Below are 17,343 nucleotides of genomic sequence, written 5' to 3'. Positions count from 1 at the left end.
ACCTATCTTTGCGCTTCAGCACCACCCACAATTTCTGATATCTCTTGGGTTATAGCGCTTTGTCTTATTCTATTATATTTTAACTTTAATTTATCTAGTAATTCATTAGCATTTTTTGTTGCTCCGTCCATTGCTGACATCCTTGTACCATGCTCACTAACCTTAGAATGTATAAGGCAATTAAAAATTTTTGCTTTAAGGTATCTTTCAATAATGGAATCCATGGCCTCTTTCTTACTTGGTTCAAAGATTATATTATCAGTATTTTCATCTGCTTCAGAGAAAGTTATAGGAAGCACTTGTTCAACAACAACCGTTTGCTTAACAGGAGATATAAATTTTGTATAAACTATATCTATCTCTCCTACCTCTCCCTTTCTAAATAAATCAATTCCATGATTATATATTGTTTTTGCTTCTTTAGTAGTAGGCAAATCTGGAACTCCTACATACTCTGCTACAGTTTCATAATTTGTCTTATTAAAATAAATCCTTCCTTTTTCTCCTACAACCATTACCATTGAGTTTTCCGGATCCTTCTTAATAACACTTATAGCTGTAGATATTACAGAAGCGTTAAAACTTCCACATAACCCTGATTCAGAAGTTAAAACAATGAATAATTTTTTTGAACTATGATTTTTAAATGCAAAAATACTATCCATATTTTCTACATTATTCAAAAACTTATCCTTCACACTATCTATAGAATTAAAATATTTTTCATTTAAAGCAAGTGCTTCTCTAGCTTTTCTCAATTTTGCGGTGGCAACAAGTCCCATGGCTTTAGTTATTTTTCTAGTATTGGTTACCGACTTAATTCTTCTTCTTATTGCAATAAGTCCGGCTCCTGCCATATTTCCACCTCCTTAAGACCTTTATGCAAAGATCTTTTTAAATTCAATTATGGCTTCATCTAATTGACTTTTAATTTCATCGCTTAAAGTATTACCTTCAAGTATAGCTTTACCTATTTCTCTATGGTGGGTATCCATATAATCCAAAAAGTCTTTTTCAAACTTTCTTATTTGAGCTACACTTATATCCATAAGATGATTATTTACTCCTGCATATAGCATCATTATCTGCTTTTCTACTGGCATAGGTTTATATTGATCTTGCTTTAATATTTCTATTAATCTCTTACCCTTTTCTAACCTCTTTTTTGACTCTTTATCTAAGTCAGAGCCGAATTGAGCAAAGGCTGCTAGCTCTCTATATTGTGCCAGCTCGATTCTTAGAGTTCCAGCTACTTGTTTCATAGCTTTTGTCTGAGCATTACCACCTACTCTAGAAACAGAAATACCTGCATTAACCGCTGGTCTTTGCCCTGCATAGAATAACTCAGATTCTAAAAATATTTGTCCATCAGTTATAGAAATTACATTTGTAGGTATATAAGCTGTAATATCTCCTGCCAAGGTTTCAATGATTGGAAGTGCAGTTAGAGATCCTCCTCCTAAATTCTTAGATAATTTAGCTGCTCTTTCCAACAGTCTTGAATGTATATAGAATACATCTCCAGGATATGCTTCTCTTCCTGGTGGTCTCCTTAATAGTAATGACATAGTTCTATAAGCCACCGCATGCTTAGACAAATCATCATATATTATTAATACGTCTTTCCCCTTAAACATAAAGTATTCTCCCATGCTGCAACCTGCATAAGGAGCAATAAATTGTAGTGGAGCTGTCTCGGAAGCTGTAGAACTTACTACTATAGTATAATCCATAGCCCCCATCTCAGTTAGAGTATTTACTATATGCGCTACTGTAGATTGTTTTTGGCCTATGGCAACGTAAATACAAACTACATCTTTTCCCTTTTGATTTAAAATAGCATCCAAAGCGATAGCGGTTTTACCTGTTTGCCTATCTCCTATAATAAGCTCTCTCTGTCCTTTACCAATTGGAATCATAGAATCAATAGCTTTTATACCTGTTTGAAGAGGCTCTTTTACAGATTGTCTTTCTATAACTCCAGGTGCAGTAAATTCAATAGGTCTCATTCCATTATTTTTAATAGGCCCTTTTCCGTCTATTGGTAACCCCAAAGAATTCACTACTCTCCCTATTAAAGCTTCTCCCACAGGGACTTCAACAATCTTTCCAGTTCTTTTAACTATATCTCCCTCTTTGATACCTTCTTCAGAACCAAGTAAAACGCATCCAACATTATCCTGTTCTAAGTTTAGAGCCATACCATAAATGCCATTAGGGAACTCTAGCATTTCCCCTTCCATACATTCATCTAGGCCATATACTCTTGCAACTCCATCACCAATTTGAATGATAGTTCCTGAATCTATAGTTTCTATCTTCTTCTCATATCTTTCTATTTCACTTTTTATAATTGAAGTTATTTCTTCCGGTTTAATATTCATGGCTTCACCTCTATTCTCTACTGAGCATCATATTTTTCATCTGGTCTAATTTTGATTTTACTGTACCATCAATTACGTCATTACCTACCCTTACATATAAGCCTCCAATGATACTTTTATCTATTTCCTCTTTTACAATAATGTGCTTATCATATTTTCTAATTAGTTTTTCTCTTAAATTTTCTATTTGTTCTGTTGAAAGAGGAATTACACTCTTTACATTGGCAATAATAGTGTTATTTCTTTCTAGATGTATCTTTTCCATCTCATTTAACTTTTCTTTTAGAAATAATATTCTATCTTTTTCTATTAAGATAAGTAAAAATGATAATAATTCCTCATCTATATTTCCTTTAAATATTTTTATAAAAGTTTTCTTTTTTCTTCTTGTACTGATTTGAGGATGTTTGATAATTTGCTGAAATTCTTGACTGTTATCTATTATATTAATAATTTCTCTTAAATCCTGTAGATATTCCTCTACTTTGCCTTTTTCTTCTGCTACTTGGTAAAGAGCTAGAGCATATCTTCTATCTAAATATTCGTACATATTAGATACCTACCTTAGAAATAAAATCATTTATTAATTGTTTGTGCTTATTCTCATCTATACTTTCCTCTAAAGCCTTAGCAGATAGCATTACTGCCAAATCCACTACTTCCTTTTTCAGCTCATTTCTTGCTTTTTCTCTTTCTCTTTCTATTTCTATATTTGCTCTCTCCATACTCAACTGGGCCTCTTTGTTAGCTTCCGCTAATATATCCTGATATAGTTTTTCTGCCTTTTGTTTTTGCTTTTCAGTAATTTTTTTACCTTCCTCTTTAGCTTCTTTTATCAATTTTTCATTTTCTTTTCTTAGTAATTCTGCTTTTTCTGCTTCTTCTTTAGCTTTATTTATATTATCTCCAATACTTTTTTCTCTTGATTCAAGCACATTCATCACAGGCTTGAAAAAGAAATGCCTAAGTATAAGATATAAAATTATAAAATTTATTATTGCAGGTATTACTACTGATATCTTAATCATAAATCTACCAAAGCCTCCCTTCAGGCTTGAATTTATAAAATAATCGCCTCATAATTTTTAATTACCTTATCTCCTATTTAAGAGATAAGGTAATTATTAAACTGCATTATTTTAAGCCTACAAATATTAAGAATATGGATACTAGTAAACCATATATAGCTGTTGCTTCGGCAAAACCATTACCTATGATTAAAGCTGTTGTGATCTTACCACTAGCCTCAGGTTGTCTAGCTATACTTTCTACTGCCTTACCTGTTGCGTTTCCTATACCAACTCCAGCTCCTATACCTGTTAATACAGCTATTGCTGCACCTAATGCTGACATTCCTAATACAAATTCATGATTCATTATAATTCCTCCTTAATATGTTAGTGTTCTGAAATAATCTTTATATTTATCATAGTTAACATTAAAAATATTATCATTTGGATGGCGCCATCAAAGATATCAAAATAAAAATGCAAAAATATCGGCAATCCTATTTGAGCTAAGAAGCCTACCCCGTGTAATCCTTCATAAGCTAAATCCATAATTACCGCGGCAGCGGTCATATTACCAAATAATCTTAGACATAAAGATAATGGTAGCATTATTCTTTCCATTATGTTCATTGGAAGCATAGCAGCAAATGGCTTTGCATATCCTGTAAAATAATGTAATAGTCCAATTCTTTTAATAGTATACCCTTGAATTACTATAAAGGCTATAAGTGCCATGGCTAAAGCCACATTAATATCCTTTGTGGGAGGTTCAATTCCAACTAATCCTGTCATATTCATCAATAGCAGATAAATGAATATAGTACCCACAAAAGGCACAAAACCTATATAATTTTCACCCATATTTTCCTTTACCAGTTTTATTATAGTTTCTACAAATATTTCTCCAATATTTTGTTTTCTAGTTGGACGTTCCCTTAATGATGTTGTTAAATAAAAAGCTAATAAAGTTAAAATCAAAATTATTGCCCACTGAACAATTATACTTAAAGTTATATCCACTTGGAACTTCCATAGATTAAAGGAAAAAATAGGTTCTATATTTTCCATCCCATCACTTCCCTTCTTTTCTGCTTAAATTTAATCCATATATTATAAGTGCTGCAAAATACGAAATAAACCCTGCTAAATAAAAAACTAAATTATATTTTTCATTTATTGTTACTAGTATTCCAATAAAAGAAATTAATATTACTCTTACTATATAGCTTAGTACTATAAGAATCGGTGTAGCTTTTTTTACATAGCCTAGAGAAAAATCAGTTATAATACTATTTAATAGTAAGTTAAAAATCGATATTACAGCTCCTATTAAAAAGCTTATAACATAGGAAGTTTTTAAAATCCAAAATCCAATTACTCCAAAAATAATTGCAATTATTAAAGTAAAAACTGTCACTTGCTTAAGCATATACTTTAGGTTATTTCCCATAAAATTACTCCTTTGCAACCACTACTTGATAATTATATAGCTGCCTTTCTCAATAATAAAATCTAAAATTCACTCAAAAAAGTGATTTTTCGAATGCATAGCTTTATTTAACCATATTTTTATGCTTTTTAATCTATTTATCTAATTAATGTTCATTATTTCGCTATTCATAGATGCTTAAGCATAATATCATTCATTTTAGTGATTTTTCAAAAAATTAGGTTTATAGACTTTTTAAATCATGTTAACATTTACACATCGACTAATTTTGTATTAAACGACTATTTTTTATATTTTTTTATGTTTTTTTAGTTTTTTTGACATTCTTTAAATCATATCCTGATATAAAAATTGCATAAAGCAAATAAGGTTTATTCAATATTTTTTTAAATATGGCTAAATATCTTTTATAAATATATTTTACTTAACTATATTAAATATTCATAATATAAAATAAAGCATACAACGACTAAATCGCTGTATGCTTTATATAATGATATTACTATTCTCTTTCTACTATTAAAGCAGTTCCCATTCCTCCGCCAATGCAAAGAGTTGCTAATCCTCTCTTAGCTTCTCTCTTTTGCATTTCGTGCAATAATGAAACTAATATTCTGGCTCCTGAAGCTCCAATTGGATGTCCTAACGCTATAGCACCACCATTAACATTAACCTTTGACATATCAAAACCTAAATCTTTAGCTACAGCTAAACTTTGAGCTGCGAAAGCTTCGTTAGCCTCTATTAAATCTAAATCTTCAATATTTAACCCTGCAACTTCTAAAGCTTTCTTTGTAGCAGCAAATGGACCATAACCCATTATTGAAGGCTCTAAGCCTTTATTACCGTAAGAAACTATTTTTACTAAAGGTTTTACTCCTAATTCTTTTGCCTTTTCAGCGCTCATTATTACAAATGCAGCAGCTCCATCATTTATTCCAGAGGCATTCCCTGCTGTAACTGTTCCATCCTTTTTAAAAGCAGGTTTTAATTTCCCTAATTTTTCTGCAGTAGTGCCAGCCTTAACATATTCGTCAGTGTCGAATACTATAGGCTCACCTTTTCTTTGAGGAATTACTACTGGAACTATTTCATCCTTAAATTTACCTTCTTTTATAGCCTTTTCTGCTTTGTTTTGTGATTCTGCAGCAAAAGCATCTTGTTCTTCTCTAGTTAAATTCCATTGATCAGCTATATTTTCAGCTGTAATTCCCATATGATAGTGGTTGAAAGCATCCCATAATCCGTCGTTGACCATAACATCTGTCATGGTTCCATTTCCCATTCTTTGACCCCATCTAGCTGAATCTAAAACATATGGAGCTCTTGACATGTTCTCCATTCCGCCGGCAACTATCACATCTGCATCACCAGCTTTTATCATTTGGCAAGCTAAGCTAACAGCTCTTAAACCTGAACCGCAAACTTTATTAATCGTCATAGCTGGAACCTCTACAGGTAATCCTGCTTTAATTAGCGCTTGTCTTGCAGTATTTTGTCCTAATCCTGCCTGAAGCACATTTCCCATGATTACTTCCTCTACCAATTCACCCTTTACACCAGCTCTATTTAAAGCTTCCTTTATAACAGTTGCTCCTAAATCTACTGCTGGCACATCTTTTAGTGAACCACCAAAAGAACCAATTGCAGTTCTAACTGCACTTACAATAACTACTTCTCTCATGAATAATACCTCCCTGAAATTTTATCCCCTTACAGTAATGATGACAATGTTTTCAAATATGCTTTTATTATATCTATCTTTAATCTTTTAATCAACATATTTGTTAAAAATTTATTTAAGTTTTAAGAAAAAACTATTATTTATTTAAATTCCTCTATATTTTTTTCAGACTTATTAAAGAATTTTAGTATAGCTTCTACAATTCTATTAGAAGCTTTACCATCTCCATAAGGATTTATTGCTTTAGTCATGACAGAATAACTCTCTTCATCCTTTAATAGGAGATTTGCCTCAGTACATATCTTATCAAAGTCTGTACCCACTAATTTAACAGTTCCAGCTTCTACAGCTTCTGGCCTTTCAGTGACATCTCTTAATACCAAAACCGGTTTTCCTAAATGAGGGGCTTCTTCTTGTAATCCACCTGAATCCGTCATTACCATATAGCATTTATTCATTAGATTATGAGTTTCCTTAGCATCTAGAAGCGGTAATAAATGAACTCTTTCAATGTTTGATAAATATTTATCAACCACATCTTTAACCACAGGATTTAAATGCACTAAATATACTATTTCTACTTCTTCATTCTCCTGAACTATGGTTTTTAATGCCTTGCAAATATTTTCTATTCCTTCTCCCCAATTTTCTCTTCTGTGGGCAGTAACCATTATAACCTTTTTATTTTTATAATCTATATTATTAAGTTCTTCAGTTTGAAAAATATAATCTTCCTTTACAGTAAAGTCCATAGCGTCAATTACCGTATTACCTGTAATATAGATAGATTTTTCTTCAACACCTTCTCTTAAAAGATTATTTTTAGATCCTTTTGTAGGGGCAAAATGTAAATCTGCTATGGATCCAGCAAGTTTTCTATTCATCTCCTCTGGAAAAGGAAAGTACTTATCAAAGGTTCTTAACCCCGCCTCCACATGGCCAACCTTTATTTGAGAATAGAAAGCAGCCAAAGCTCCTGCAAAAGTAGTAGTAGTATCACCATGAACTAGTATTATATCTGGCTTATCAGTTAAAAACAATTCCTCTAGGCCCTCTAAAACTCTATTAGTAATACCTGTTAAACTTTGTTTGCTTTTCATTATGTTAAGATCATAATCAGGTTTTATGCTAAACAATTCCAAAACCTGATCTAGCATTTCTCTATGCTGAGCAGTTACGCATACCTTTGATTCAATTTCATCATATTTTTCTAGTTCTTTTACTAAAGGAGCCATTTTTATAGCTTCAGGTCTAGTACCAAAAATGGCCATTACTTTTATTTTATTCATTTCCATACCTCCATACATACAGTATATAAATATTAGTCTTTATGTCTAAAGAATCCGTATTTCCAAGCGAGAAATACCACTATTATCACTACCACAGTTAATAGGAAATAGGACCTTGGTGTACTAATCTCCATAGCTAATATAGATATAGCTCCTAGGCAAGCACTTATTAAATACATCACTAGTACTGCCTGCTTTTGCGTCAATCCTAAATCTAACAACCTATGATGTAGGTGGCCTCTATCAGCCTGCATTATAGGTTTCCCATTTATCTTTCTTCTTATCATAGCAAAAAGAGTATCGTATATAGGTAATCCTATAGCTAAAATAGGAACCACTATGGCAAAGGCTGCTGCTGATTTTATTGCCCCTTCAATAGAAATAGCTGCTAATAAAAATCCTAATAATTGAGCTCCAGTATCCCCCATAAATATAGAAGCCGGATTAAAATTATATGGAAGAAATCCTATTATTGCTCCGCTTAATACAGCTATCAGTGCTGCAACGGACTCTCTTTCTGCAATTATAGCAATAAAGAAAATACTTATTGAAGAAATCAATGCTACACCCGCAGCTAAACCATCTAATCCATCTATTAAATTTATAGCATTTGTTATACCAATTATCCAAATAATTGTAAAAGGTATGGCAAAGGTTCCGATATTAAAAAATGAATCAGAGCCGCCAAAAGGATTAGTTATGTTTTGAATATATACCCCATTTAATAAAAGGCATAGAGTACCTAAGAGCTGGAATATAAGCTTTTGCCAAGGCCTAAGTTCCTTAGCATCATCAAGTATACCTCCGATTAAAACAATGGTAGCTCCTAAAATAATGCCCTTCTCAGATTTTTCAAGGCTTCCAGGTCTAAACATAGTAACTAATACGAACGCTATATAAATAGCCAATCCTCCTAATAAAGGTATGGGATTTTTATGTATTTTTCTACTATTACCTTTAGGCTCATCTATTATGTTAAAATATTTTGCTACAAGTTTTACTAAAGGTGTAACTAAATAAGATACAATAGCGGCTAATAAAGCCAAAATTAAATTATTCATAAAACCTCGTCATCCTATATTAAATTAATTTAATAGCCAAACTCCTCTTTTAAGGAATCATCGTTTTCAATCCAGTAACTTACTTCCATAACTCTATAAGAGTCCTTTGTATCCCTTATTATAACCCTTAAAATGCCTGAATTTATAATTAATCTTTTACACATAGCGCAAGAATTAGCATCAGACACTAGCTCCCTTGTTTTAGCGTCTCTGCCAACTAAATAAAGGGTAGCTCCTATCATATCTCTTCGGGAAGCACTTATAATTGCATTTGCCTCACTATGTACACTTCTGCAGAGCTCATAATGTGTACCTCTAGGCACGTTTAACTCTTCTCTTATACAAAAACCTAGATCAATGCAGTTTTTTCTTCCTCTAGGCGCTCCCGTATAGCCCGTAGAAATAATTTCATCATTTTTTACAATTATAGAACCATAATTTCTTCTTAAGCAAGTACCTCTCTCCAATACAGTTTCGGCTATATCAAGATAATAATTATTCTTATCTCTTCTCTCCATAGTTCTATTATTCTCCTTGATAACTAAAGTTTTTCATATTTTATATATAAGCTATAACAATTATACCTTAAATAATTTTTAAAGTAAATAAAGGCCAGTATATGCACAACATTATATATCTATAAAAAAACCAACTATAAAATTTTATACATTTTCATAGTTGGTTTAAATATACATTAAATTCTCTTTAAAAAATTGGTTTATTTAGTTCCAAACAATCTATCTCCTGCATCTCCTAAACCGGGAACTATATATCCTTTTTCATTAAGTTTTTCATCTATAGATGCAATATATACATCTACATCTGGATGAGCATCTACTACCGCCTTTATTCCTTCTGGAGCAGCTATTAAGCACATTAATCTGATGTTTCTTGCTCCTCTTTTCTTTAATAGGGTTATAGCATCCACTGCTGAACCACCAGTAGCTAGCATTGGATCTGTAACTATAACATCTCTTTCTTCTATGTCTTGAGGCAATTTACAGAAATATTCAACAGGTTGAAGAGTTTCTTCATCTCTATATAAACCAATATGACCAACCTTAGCTGCTGGAATCAATCTTAGCATTCCATCTACCATACCTAATCCAGCTCTTAGAATAGGTACTATAGCCATCTTCTTTCCTGATAGCATTTTACACTTAGTTATACATATAGGAGTTTCTATTTCTACTTCTTCCATTTGCAAGTCTCTAGTTACCTCATATGCCATTAGCATAGCAACTTCTTCTACTAATTCTCTGAAGTCCTTTGAACCTGTATTTTTATCTCTTATAAAAGCTAATTTATGAAGTATTAATGGATGTGCTATTTGTGTTACTTTACTCATTAAAAATTCCCCCTAGTAATTATATTAATATTTAGATTTTGTTATAGCTATTTGTAGTATTTAGCTTCAATTTGTGATATTTTATCAATTCTTTTTGAATGTCTACTTCCTTCAAATTCAGCCTTTAAAAATGTTTCTACAATATCTAAGGCTAAACCTGTTCCTACAACCCTTTGTCCTATGGTTAGTATATTTGCATCATTATGCTCTCTGCAAGCGTGCGCGCTAAAGGTATCGGAACATAATGCAGCTCTTATACCTGGAACTTTATTTGCAGCTATTCCAATTCCTATACCAGTTCCGCATACTAGTATGCCAAAGGTAAATTTTTTGTCAGCCACAGCTTGTGCTACTTCTAAAGCAACATCTGGATAATCACAGGAATCCTCACTAAAAGTTCCAAAATCCACTATTTCTATGCCCTTTACCTTTAGATGTTCCATTATTTCTCCTTTTAATCTAAAACCACCATGATCACTTCCAATTGCTATTCTCAATAGAGACACCTCCAAAATATTATAAAATTTTCTGTATATTGCAAAAAAGAAGATATTAGTATTAATTAAATACCTATATCTTCCTTTAATTTGGCTAATAACAATTCTATTCTGTTTTTTAATTCAAAAAAGGTCTTTTTATAAACAGAAATATGGCCACCGTATGGGTCTATTATATCCCCTTTTACGCCGACATATTCATTCAATGTATATATTTTATCCTTCATTTCAGGATAATAAGATTGTAAAATTTCTTTAATATATGAGGTCATTGTCAAAACTAAATGCGCTTCTTTTAATAAATTTGGAGTCAATTGTACAGCATACCTTTTACTTATATCCTTATTATAATTAGAAAGAATAATTTCAGAAGAATTTTTAGAAGCTTTACTTCCAGAAATTATAGAAAGCCCCGCTGATATAGCCTCTACGCCATCCATATCACAACTTTCGTTAAATATTACTTCTGCCATGCAACTTCTGCACGTATTTCCTGTACAAACGAAAAGAACTTTCATGCCTACCTCCATTACACTTTTACTATATCAAAGCCTGCTGATTTTCTTAATCTATTCATTATTGCAATGCCTATTTCTCTTTCTTCGAAACCTTCACATAAAATTATATCCACATTACTATCATCAAGGGTTCTTAAAATCTCAAATACATTTTGAGCCACTTCGGATAAATTACTTCTGCTACCTAAAGATATAATTTCTCCAGCCTTATATTGAGACTTTGTTTCTTCTGTAGCCATAATTCCTACTCTTTTATTATCATCTATATAATTTTGCATCATTTCATTAATTTTTGCAATAGTTTTTTGCAAATCTCCTTCGATTATTTTTACTGGAGCTTTAGGAGCATAATGTCTATACTTCATTCCTGGAGCTTTAGGTTTAAAATCTCCTTCAGGTTTCTTCATTATACCAGGATCCATATATATATTTTCATCTATAGACTTAAGCATTCCTAATGTAATTCCTCCTGGTCTTAATATGCAGGGAGGTATTACAGTACAATCTAAAATTGTAGATTCCAGACCAACCTCACTATGGTCTCCTCCAATTATATAATCTATTTTACCTTGTAAGTCTTCAATACACCTACTTACTTCAGTGGGACTAGGTTTACCTGAAATATTGGCTGAAGGAGCCGCTATCGGTACTCCAGCCTCTTTTATTAAAGATCTGGCAATAGCATTAGCTGGCATTCTAATACCTACAGTATCTAGACCAGCACTAGTAGCCAAAGGAACTTTATCTGATTTTTTTAATATGACTGTAAGAGGCCCTGGCCAAAACTTTTCCATAGCACTCTTCGCTACTGCAGGTATTTCCTCTACTAAATCCTCTATAGAAAAATCATTTACATGAACAATAAGTGGATTGTCTTGAGGTCTACCTTTAGCCTCAAATATTTTTTTTACTGCCTCTTCATCTAAAGCATTTGCTCCTAATCCATATACTGTTTCTGTTGGAAAGGCTACTAAGCCACCCTTGCTTATAACCTTCCCTGCTTCTTTTATGGCTTCTATGTCAATGCTTTCTTCTCTCATTATTGCAATTTTGGTATCCACAACTTTCCTCTCCTTACGTTAACAAAGGGGAATTTATGCTCCCCCATTAAAAATTATAACAAACTTTTTATTACATCAAGCTTACCATAATAAATCCTAAAGTTAAACCAATTAAAATACTTAAGGTATTAGTATTCCCCCTCCAAAGTTTATTTGACTCAGGTATTAATTCTGCAAATACAACATACATCATTATTCCTGAAGCCAAAGCTAAACAATATCCTAATATCTCATTGGAAATGCTCCCTGCTATCACTCCAAAAGCTGCCCCTAGCGCTGTAGGTATTGCAGTAATGAAGGCATATAGTAAAATCTTATTGACTTTTACATTAGAAGCCATCAGTGGAGCAGTTACTGCTATGCCTTCTGGTATATCATGGATGGCTATTATCAAGCTCATTTTTATCCCCAAATTTTCCCCAGCTAAAAATCCAACTCCCATAATTATCCCTTCAGGCAAATTATGAAACATCAATCCTAAAGCAGTTATAAATGCAACTTTTATATAGTTTCCATTACTACTTTTTTTGCTGCTAAAAACATTGTCTAAAAACATTACAGATAATATGCCTATAGTATAAAATATAAGGGTATTTAATAATCCACCTTTATGAACAGCCTCAGGAATTAAGTCAAAAACTATTACCGATAGCATCAACCCTCCTGCAAATCCCATTATGGCTCCCAATAGCCTTTTACTTGGCTTTCTTATAAATATTCCTATAGAAGCTCCTATCATGGTCCCTATTAAAGAAATCATGGCAGACAAAGCAACAATACTAACTGATCTTATCACAAGTATCCCCCCTATTCTTTACCATTGTATTTTAAAAATAGGAGGTTTATACCCTATTAATTAAATTCTATTTGACCTCTAGCTATTTTTATATTCTGAATTGCTTCTTCAGTAAAAATTGCTTTGGCGGAGTTCTTATATATTAGATCTAATAGAGAATACTTAAAATACCCGCCCTTTTTTATAGTTATATAATAGTATTCGCCTTCAGGGTTTGATTTTTTTATTTTTGTATATAATTGGGCGGCATAAGGATAGCTTTTATGAAAATCTAAGCCTACAGGTTTTATTTTTTTATTTCTAAATTTTAGTGAAGTTACTATTATTATTTCCATATCTTCGTTTTTCTTTTCCGTGTGTACTAATACAATCTTATCGCAAAATAAAATATATTGTTTACCAAAGCTACCTACTTTAATTTTTAATTTATTATTCTGGCACTGAAATTGAAGCTTCTCCCAATTTATTCTAGCTACTATGGATATCAATATCATAATCTCAATAAAAATCAGGTAGCTTAAAAAAAACAAATTAGTATAGCCCGTAATAAAAAGTGCCAAAGGCAAAATTAAAAAAATAAAGCTCATAGATAGCATAAATATCTTATAAGATTTTTTTTGCTTTCTTATGGCTTTATTAATATCCATTCATTCACCTCTAGAAGTTAAACTACTTACCTATATATCTTCAGTATTACCCATAGCCTTCATTTTTTCTGCTTGGTCCGCAGTAATTAAGGCATCTATAGCCTCATCTATATCTCCATTTAAGAAGGATTCTAGCCTATATAAAGTTAATCCTATCCTATGGTCAGTCATTCTTCCTTGTGGATAGTTATAGGTTCTTATTCTTTCGCTTCTATCACCAGTTCCTACCTGACTCTTTCTATCTTCTGCTATGCCTGCTAATCTTTCCGCTTCAGCTATTTCAAAAAGCCTTGCTCTTAAAACCTTCATAGCCTTTTCTTTATTTTTCAATTGAGATTTTTCATCTTGACAGGATACAACCAACCCTGTTGGCAAGTGCGTTATCCTTACTGCTGAATCTGTAGTATTAACGCTCTGTCCACCATGCCCTGAGGCTCTAAACACGTCAACCCTTATATCATTTGCATTAATCTCTATATCCACATCTGCTACTTCAGGAAGCACTGCTACAGTGGCCGTTGATGTATGAATTCTTCCACTGGATTCAGTATCTGGAACTCTTTGTACTCTGTGTACTCCACTTTCATATTTCAATTTACTATAAGCTCCATCACCTTTTATCATAAATACAACTTCTTTAAAGCCACCTATATCAGTTTCATTAGTGCTCATAAGTTCCACTTTCCAGCGCTTAGTTTCCGCATATTTTGTATACATTCTAAAAAGATTCGCCGCAAATAAAGCAGCCTCTTCACCACCAGCACCAGCTCTTATTTCAACAAATACGTTTTTATCGTCATTAGGATCCTTAGGTAACAATAAAAGTTTTAGCTCCATAGATAATTCTTCTTTTCTTTCTGTTAGAGCTTTTATTTCTTCTTGAGCCATTTCTCTTAATTCTTTATCATCTTCACTGCCAAGCATTTCTTTATTAAATTCTAAATCTTCTTCTACCTTTTTATAATCTCTAAAGGCATTAACAATCACCTCTAAATCTGAGTGCTCCTTACATAATTTTTGCCACTCCTTTTGATTGGACATTATGGAAGGATCACTTATTTTTATAGATAATTCTTCATATTTTGCTTCTATAAAATTAAGTCTTTCTAACATGCTTTATCACTCCGTTATCATATTTTCATAGTTTAGTATTATAACATAATTAAAGTAAAAATATCAACAATTCATTTTAATATATAGCTATGGCTCCTTCAATACTCCAACTACCACTCTATCATTTCCAGCTAAATCTTTTACTATTTCTAAGTGTTCAAATCCTTTAAACCTCATTATATTTTTAACATCTTCCCCTTGATCATGGCCTATTTCAAAGGCTAAAACCCCATTTGAGTTTAATACAAATCTACTTTGATCTACTATTTTCTTATAAAAATCTAATCCATCTGCTCCTCCGCTCAAAGCTATATAGGGCTCATAGTTCTTTACATCCTCCATAAGGGTAGGAATGATATCTTCCCTTATATATGGTGGATTAGAAAGGATAATATCGTATTTTTTTCCTTCTTCTATAGCAACAGTTAACAAATCACTTAAGTAAAATTTAACCCTAGGATCTAATTCAAATTTATGAATATTTATTTCCGTTACAAATTTAGCTTCCTCAGATATATCATAGCAATGCACTTCTGCGTTAGGGCAATAATTAGCTAAAGCTATTCCAATAGCTCCCGTGCCACAGCACAGATCGCAAACCTTTGATAAATTATTCTCTTTAACTATGTCAACACCACGCTCCACTAGTATTTCAGTGTCTGGCCTCGGTATAAGAACTCCTTGCTTAACAAAAAAGTCTAATCCCATAAATTCACTATGTCCTAAAATATACTTTATAGGCATTCTGGCTTTTCTTAAATCTATAAGCTTATAAAATTCCTCTTCCTTAACTTTAGATACCTTTTCATCACTATGCGTAATTAAAAAAAGCTTATCCTTATCTAGTACCTTACCAAGCAGTAATTGACAATCTAAAATACAGCTGTCAATTCCCACTTCTCTTAAAACTTTATTGCCGTAATCCAATAATTCTCTAACTGTTTTACAAGGCTCCTCTAAACCCTCAGAAGCTCTTAGCGCTGCAATGGCTACCTCTATCTGAGATTCATCTGGTTCTCTAGTAGTGAGCATTTGTAACTTTAATCCTGGGTATGCCACTAATCTTGATAGGAAATTTTCACTTTTTCCTAACCATTTTATAATTTCATAGGTTATACCTGAAACCAAGGGCAAAAGCAAGATTCTATACAATATCCTTTGACCAATGCTATTCCATCCTGTTATAGAAAAAAGAAGTATGCTTATAATCATAACTAAAAACATAAAGTTAGTTCCACATCTTGGATGTAATCTACCAAAATCTTTTACATTTTCTATAGTAAGCTCCTTTTCATTTTCATAACAAAAAATAGTTTTATGCTCTGCTCCATGATATTGATAAAGTCTTCCTATATCTTCTATTTTACCTACAAGGTACATATATAAAAGAAAAATACTCACTCTTATTAGTCCCTCAATTATATTTAAAGCAACTATAGATATCCCTGACTTTTTAAAAAAATTAGCTATAAAGGTAGGCAATACAAAGAATAACCCTATAGAAAATAATAGGGATATTATTAAACTAACTCCAATAATAAAATCATTTGCTCTATTTCCCAATTTATTTTTAAGCCATAACTCAAATTTAGATTCTCCTTTCTCCTCTTCTTCAAAAAAAGAAGCAGAATAATTAAGAGTTTTTATGCCTAACACTAAGGATTCAATAAGAGAAACAAATCCTCTTATAATTGGCAGACTTAAGAGTTTATATCTTTTACTAATGGCCTCCCCATTTTTAATATCAATTTCTATAGTGCCATTAGAAGTTCTAACCGCTGTAGCAATGGCTTTGGAGCCTCTCATCATAACACCTTCTATGACGGCTTGACCTCCAACATTATACTTTTTTCTCATAATACACCTCTTTATCTTAGAGACTTTTCATACTCAGCCTTCAGCTTATAATAACAATCCCCACACAAGGATTGATACTCAACCTCACCTTGAGCATCTATAGCTACCTGCTCCCCTTCAAAAACATATTGTCCATTAATTTTTCTTCCGTTTAAAATAGCCTTTCTCCCACAGGTACAAATGGTTTTCATCTCTTCAATGCTATGAGCTAATAATAGCAGCCTTTCGCTACCCTCAAAACCATTCATTTGAAAATCTGTTCTTAAGCCATAGCATATCACCGGAATATCCTTTGTAACAGCTATTTTAAACAATTGATTTATATGATATTTTTTTAAAAATTGTATTTCATCAGCTAATATACAATCTATTTTTCCATTGATCTTTATCCATTCCTCAACTTTTTCTATTATATCATCTGGAGTATCGAGAATCATATCCACTTCTCTAGTCACACCTAATCTAGAGACAACCTTCTTCCCGCCTTTTATATCGGTCTTAGGCTTTATCAATAAAATTTTCATACCTCTCTCTTCATAATTATAAGCAACCTGCATTAAATGTGTAGATTTACCCGAATTCATTGCTCCATATCTAAAATAAAGCTTTGCCATATGTAATTACTCCT

20 protein-coding genes are annotated in these 17,343 nt (G+C 32.2%); all 20 read right to left on the bottom strand.

The window, feature by feature from the left end:
* Positions 1-2: 2 nt before the first annotated feature.
* The 20 genes from atpG to BN2665_RS22730 all read right to left on the bottom strand — a co-directional run bounded on the left by atpG (position 3) and on the right by BN2665_RS22730 (position 17,329).
* Positions 3-857 (bottom strand): ATP synthase F1 subunit gamma, encoded by an 855-nt coding sequence (atpG, locus tag BN2665_RS22825; protein ID WP_055669397.1) that lies wholly within the window; start codon positions 855-857, stop codon positions 3-5.
* Between the two features lie 21 nt (positions 858-878).
* Entirely contained in the window at positions 879-2,384 is a 1,506-nt protein-coding gene (gene atpA, locus BN2665_RS22820) for a F0F1 ATP synthase subunit alpha (RefSeq protein ID WP_055669396.1), read from the bottom strand.
* Positions 2,385-2,394: 10 nt separating this feature from the next.
* Positions 2,395-2,934, bottom strand: a complete 540-nt coding sequence (locus tag BN2665_RS22815; protein ID WP_055669395.1) for a F0F1 ATP synthase subunit delta — start codon at positions 2,932-2,934, stop codon at positions 2,395-2,397.
* A gap of 1 nt (position 2,935) precedes the next feature.
* Positions 2,936-3,412 (bottom strand): F0F1 ATP synthase subunit B, encoded by a 477-nt coding sequence (locus BN2665_RS22810; RefSeq protein ID WP_055669394.1) that lies wholly within the window; start codon positions 3,410-3,412, stop codon positions 2,936-2,938.
* Positions 3,413-3,518: 106 nt separating this feature from the next.
* The gene (gene atpE / locus BN2665_RS22805) at positions 3,519-3,761 is read right to left on the bottom strand and encodes an ATP synthase F0 subunit C (protein ID WP_055669393.1); all 243 of its coding nucleotides are present in this window, start codon (positions 3,759-3,761) and stop codon (positions 3,519-3,521) included.
* 20 nt (positions 3,762-3,781) lie between these two features.
* Positions 3,782-4,462: a F0F1 ATP synthase subunit A gene (locus BN2665_RS22800; protein ID WP_055669392.1), complete on the bottom strand. Its 681-nt coding sequence runs from the start codon at positions 4,460-4,462 to the stop codon at positions 3,782-3,784.
* A 4-nt stretch (positions 4,463-4,466) separates the two neighbouring features.
* Positions 4,467-4,844 carry an ATP synthase subunit I gene (locus BN2665_RS22795; protein ID WP_055669391.1) on the bottom strand — a complete coding sequence of 126 codons (378 nt, stop codon included), beginning with the start codon at positions 4,842-4,844 and terminating at the stop codon, positions 4,467-4,469.
* A 502-nt stretch (positions 4,845-5,346) separates the two neighbouring features.
* Positions 5,347-6,528 carry an acetyl-CoA C-acetyltransferase gene (locus BN2665_RS22790; protein ID WP_055669390.1) on the bottom strand — a complete coding sequence of 394 codons (1,182 nt, stop codon included), beginning with the start codon at positions 6,526-6,528 and terminating at the stop codon, positions 5,347-5,349.
* Positions 6,529-6,668: 140 nt separating this feature from the next.
* Positions 6,669-7,817, bottom strand: coding sequence for a non-hydrolyzing UDP-N-acetylglucosamine 2-epimerase (gene wecB / locus BN2665_RS22785; RefSeq protein ID WP_055669389.1), 1,149 nt, complete (start codon positions 7,815-7,817; stop codon positions 6,669-6,671).
* A 32-nt stretch (positions 7,818-7,849) separates the two neighbouring features.
* Complete coding sequence (locus BN2665_RS22780) at positions 7,850-8,878, bottom strand: MraY family glycosyltransferase (RefSeq protein ID WP_055669388.1); 1,029 nt, start codon at positions 8,876-8,878, stop codon at positions 7,850-7,852.
* 29 nt (positions 8,879-8,907) lie between these two features.
* A complete protein-coding gene (locus BN2665_RS22775) occupies positions 8,908-9,396 on the bottom strand; it encodes a dCMP deaminase family protein (RefSeq protein WP_055669387.1) in 489 nt (162 codons plus the stop codon).
* Between the two features lie 200 nt (positions 9,397-9,596).
* Complete coding sequence (gene upp / locus BN2665_RS22770) at positions 9,597-10,226, bottom strand: uracil phosphoribosyltransferase (protein WP_055669386.1); 630 nt, start codon at positions 10,224-10,226, stop codon at positions 9,597-9,599.
* A gap of 47 nt (positions 10,227-10,273) precedes the next feature.
* Complete coding sequence (rpiB, locus tag BN2665_RS22765; RefSeq protein WP_055669385.1) at positions 10,274-10,723, bottom strand: ribose 5-phosphate isomerase B; 450 nt, start codon at positions 10,721-10,723, stop codon at positions 10,274-10,276.
* A gap of 65 nt (positions 10,724-10,788) precedes the next feature.
* A complete protein-coding gene (locus tag BN2665_RS22760; RefSeq protein WP_055669384.1) occupies positions 10,789-11,241 on the bottom strand; it encodes a low molecular weight protein arginine phosphatase in 453 nt (150 codons plus the stop codon).
* An 11-nt stretch (positions 11,242-11,252) separates the two neighbouring features.
* Positions 11,253-12,302, bottom strand: a complete 1,050-nt coding sequence (locus BN2665_RS22755; protein WP_055669383.1) for an L-threonylcarbamoyladenylate synthase — start codon at positions 12,300-12,302, stop codon at positions 11,253-11,255.
* A 70-nt stretch (positions 12,303-12,372) separates the two neighbouring features.
* Positions 12,373-13,062 (bottom strand): ZIP family metal transporter, encoded by a 690-nt coding sequence (locus BN2665_RS22750; protein ID WP_055670044.1) that lies wholly within the window; start codon positions 13,060-13,062, stop codon positions 12,373-12,375.
* 92 nt (positions 13,063-13,154) lie between these two features.
* The gene (locus BN2665_RS22745) at positions 13,155-13,745 is read right to left on the bottom strand and encodes a hypothetical protein (RefSeq protein ID WP_055669382.1); all 591 of its coding nucleotides are present in this window, start codon (positions 13,743-13,745) and stop codon (positions 13,155-13,157) included.
* 30 nt (positions 13,746-13,775) lie between these two features.
* Positions 13,776-14,858, bottom strand: a complete 1,083-nt coding sequence (gene prfA / locus BN2665_RS22740; RefSeq protein ID WP_055669381.1) for a peptide chain release factor 1 — start codon at positions 14,856-14,858, stop codon at positions 13,776-13,778.
* A gap of 87 nt (positions 14,859-14,945) precedes the next feature.
* On the bottom strand, positions 14,946-16,715 hold the full coding sequence (gene prmC, locus BN2665_RS22735; protein ID WP_055669380.1) for a peptide chain release factor N(5)-glutamine methyltransferase: 1,770 nt from the start codon (positions 16,713-16,715) through the stop codon (positions 14,946-14,948).
* An 11-nt stretch (positions 16,716-16,726) separates the two neighbouring features.
* Positions 16,727-17,329 (bottom strand): thymidine kinase, encoded by a 603-nt coding sequence (locus tag BN2665_RS22730; RefSeq protein ID WP_055669379.1) that lies wholly within the window; start codon positions 17,327-17,329, stop codon positions 16,727-16,729.
* Between the last annotated feature and the right edge of the window lie 14 nt (positions 17,330-17,343).

This window comes from Desnuesiella massiliensis (assembly GCF_001403615.1).
GTDB lineage: Bacteria > Bacillota > Clostridia > Clostridiales > Clostridiaceae > Desnuesiella > Desnuesiella massiliensis.
Note: the sequence above shows the minus strand (reverse complement) of the source record. Positions and strands in the feature narration are given on the sequence as shown.

Excerpts from the sequence above, each read along its gene's own strand:
- BN2665_RS22810 (WP_055669394.1), bottom strand. The coding sequence starts at position 3,412 with ATGATTAAGATATCAGTAGTAATACCTGCAATAATAAATTTTATAATT.
- BN2665_RS22815 (WP_055669395.1), bottom strand. The coding sequence starts at position 2,934 with ATGTACGAATATTTAGATAGAAGATATGCTCTAGCTCTTTACCAAGTA.
- atpG (WP_055669397.1), bottom strand. The coding sequence starts at position 857 with ATGGCAGGAGCCGGACTTATTGCAATAAGAAGAAGAATTAAGTCGGTA.
- BN2665_RS22760 (WP_055669384.1), bottom strand. The coding sequence starts at position 11,241 with ATGAAAGTTCTTTTCGTTTGTACAGGAAATACGTGCAGAAGTTGCATG.
- wecB (WP_055669389.1), bottom strand. The coding sequence starts at position 7,817 with ATGAATAAAATAAAAGTAATGGCCATTTTTGGTACTAGACCTGAAGCT.
- atpA (WP_055669396.1), bottom strand. The coding sequence starts at position 2,384 with ATGAATATTAAACCGGAAGAAATAACTTCAATTATAAAAAGTGAAATA.
- upp (WP_055669386.1), bottom strand. The coding sequence starts at position 10,226 with ATGAGTAAAGTAACACAAATAGCACATCCATTAATACTTCATAAATTA.
- BN2665_RS22730 (WP_055669379.1), bottom strand. The coding sequence starts at position 17,329 with ATGGCAAAGCTTTATTTTAGATATGGAGCAATGAATTCGGGTAAATCT.
- prfA (WP_055669381.1), bottom strand. The coding sequence starts at position 14,858 with ATGTTAGAAAGACTTAATTTTATAGAAGCAAAATATGAAGAATTATCT.
- BN2665_RS22790 (WP_055669390.1), bottom strand. The coding sequence starts at position 6,528 with ATGAGAGAAGTAGTTATTGTAAGTGCAGTTAGAACTGCAATTGGTTCT.
- BN2665_RS22795 (WP_055669391.1), bottom strand. The coding sequence starts at position 4,844 with ATGGGAAATAACCTAAAGTATATGCTTAAGCAAGTGACAGTTTTTACT.
- BN2665_RS22775 (WP_055669387.1), bottom strand. The coding sequence starts at position 9,396 with ATGGAGAGAAGAGATAAGAATAATTATTATCTTGATATAGCCGAAACT.
- BN2665_RS22750 (WP_055670044.1), bottom strand. The coding sequence starts at position 13,062 with ATGATTTCTTTAATAGGGACCATGATAGGAGCTTCTATAGGAATATTT.
- BN2665_RS22745 (WP_055669382.1), bottom strand. The coding sequence starts at position 13,745 with ATGGATATTAATAAAGCCATAAGAAAGCAAAAAAAATCTTATAAGATA.
- prmC (WP_055669380.1), bottom strand. The coding sequence starts at position 16,715 with ATGAGAAAAAAGTATAATGTTGGAGGTCAAGCCGTCATAGAAGGTGTT.
- BN2665_RS22800 (WP_055669392.1), bottom strand. The coding sequence starts at position 4,462 with ATGGAAAATATAGAACCTATTTTTTCCTTTAATCTATGGAAGTTCCAA.
- BN2665_RS22780 (WP_055669388.1), bottom strand. The coding sequence starts at position 8,878 with ATGAATAATTTAATTTTGGCTTTATTAGCCGCTATTGTATCTTATTTA.
- atpE (WP_055669393.1), bottom strand. The coding sequence starts at position 3,761 with ATGAATCATGAATTTGTATTAGGAATGTCAGCATTAGGTGCAGCAATA.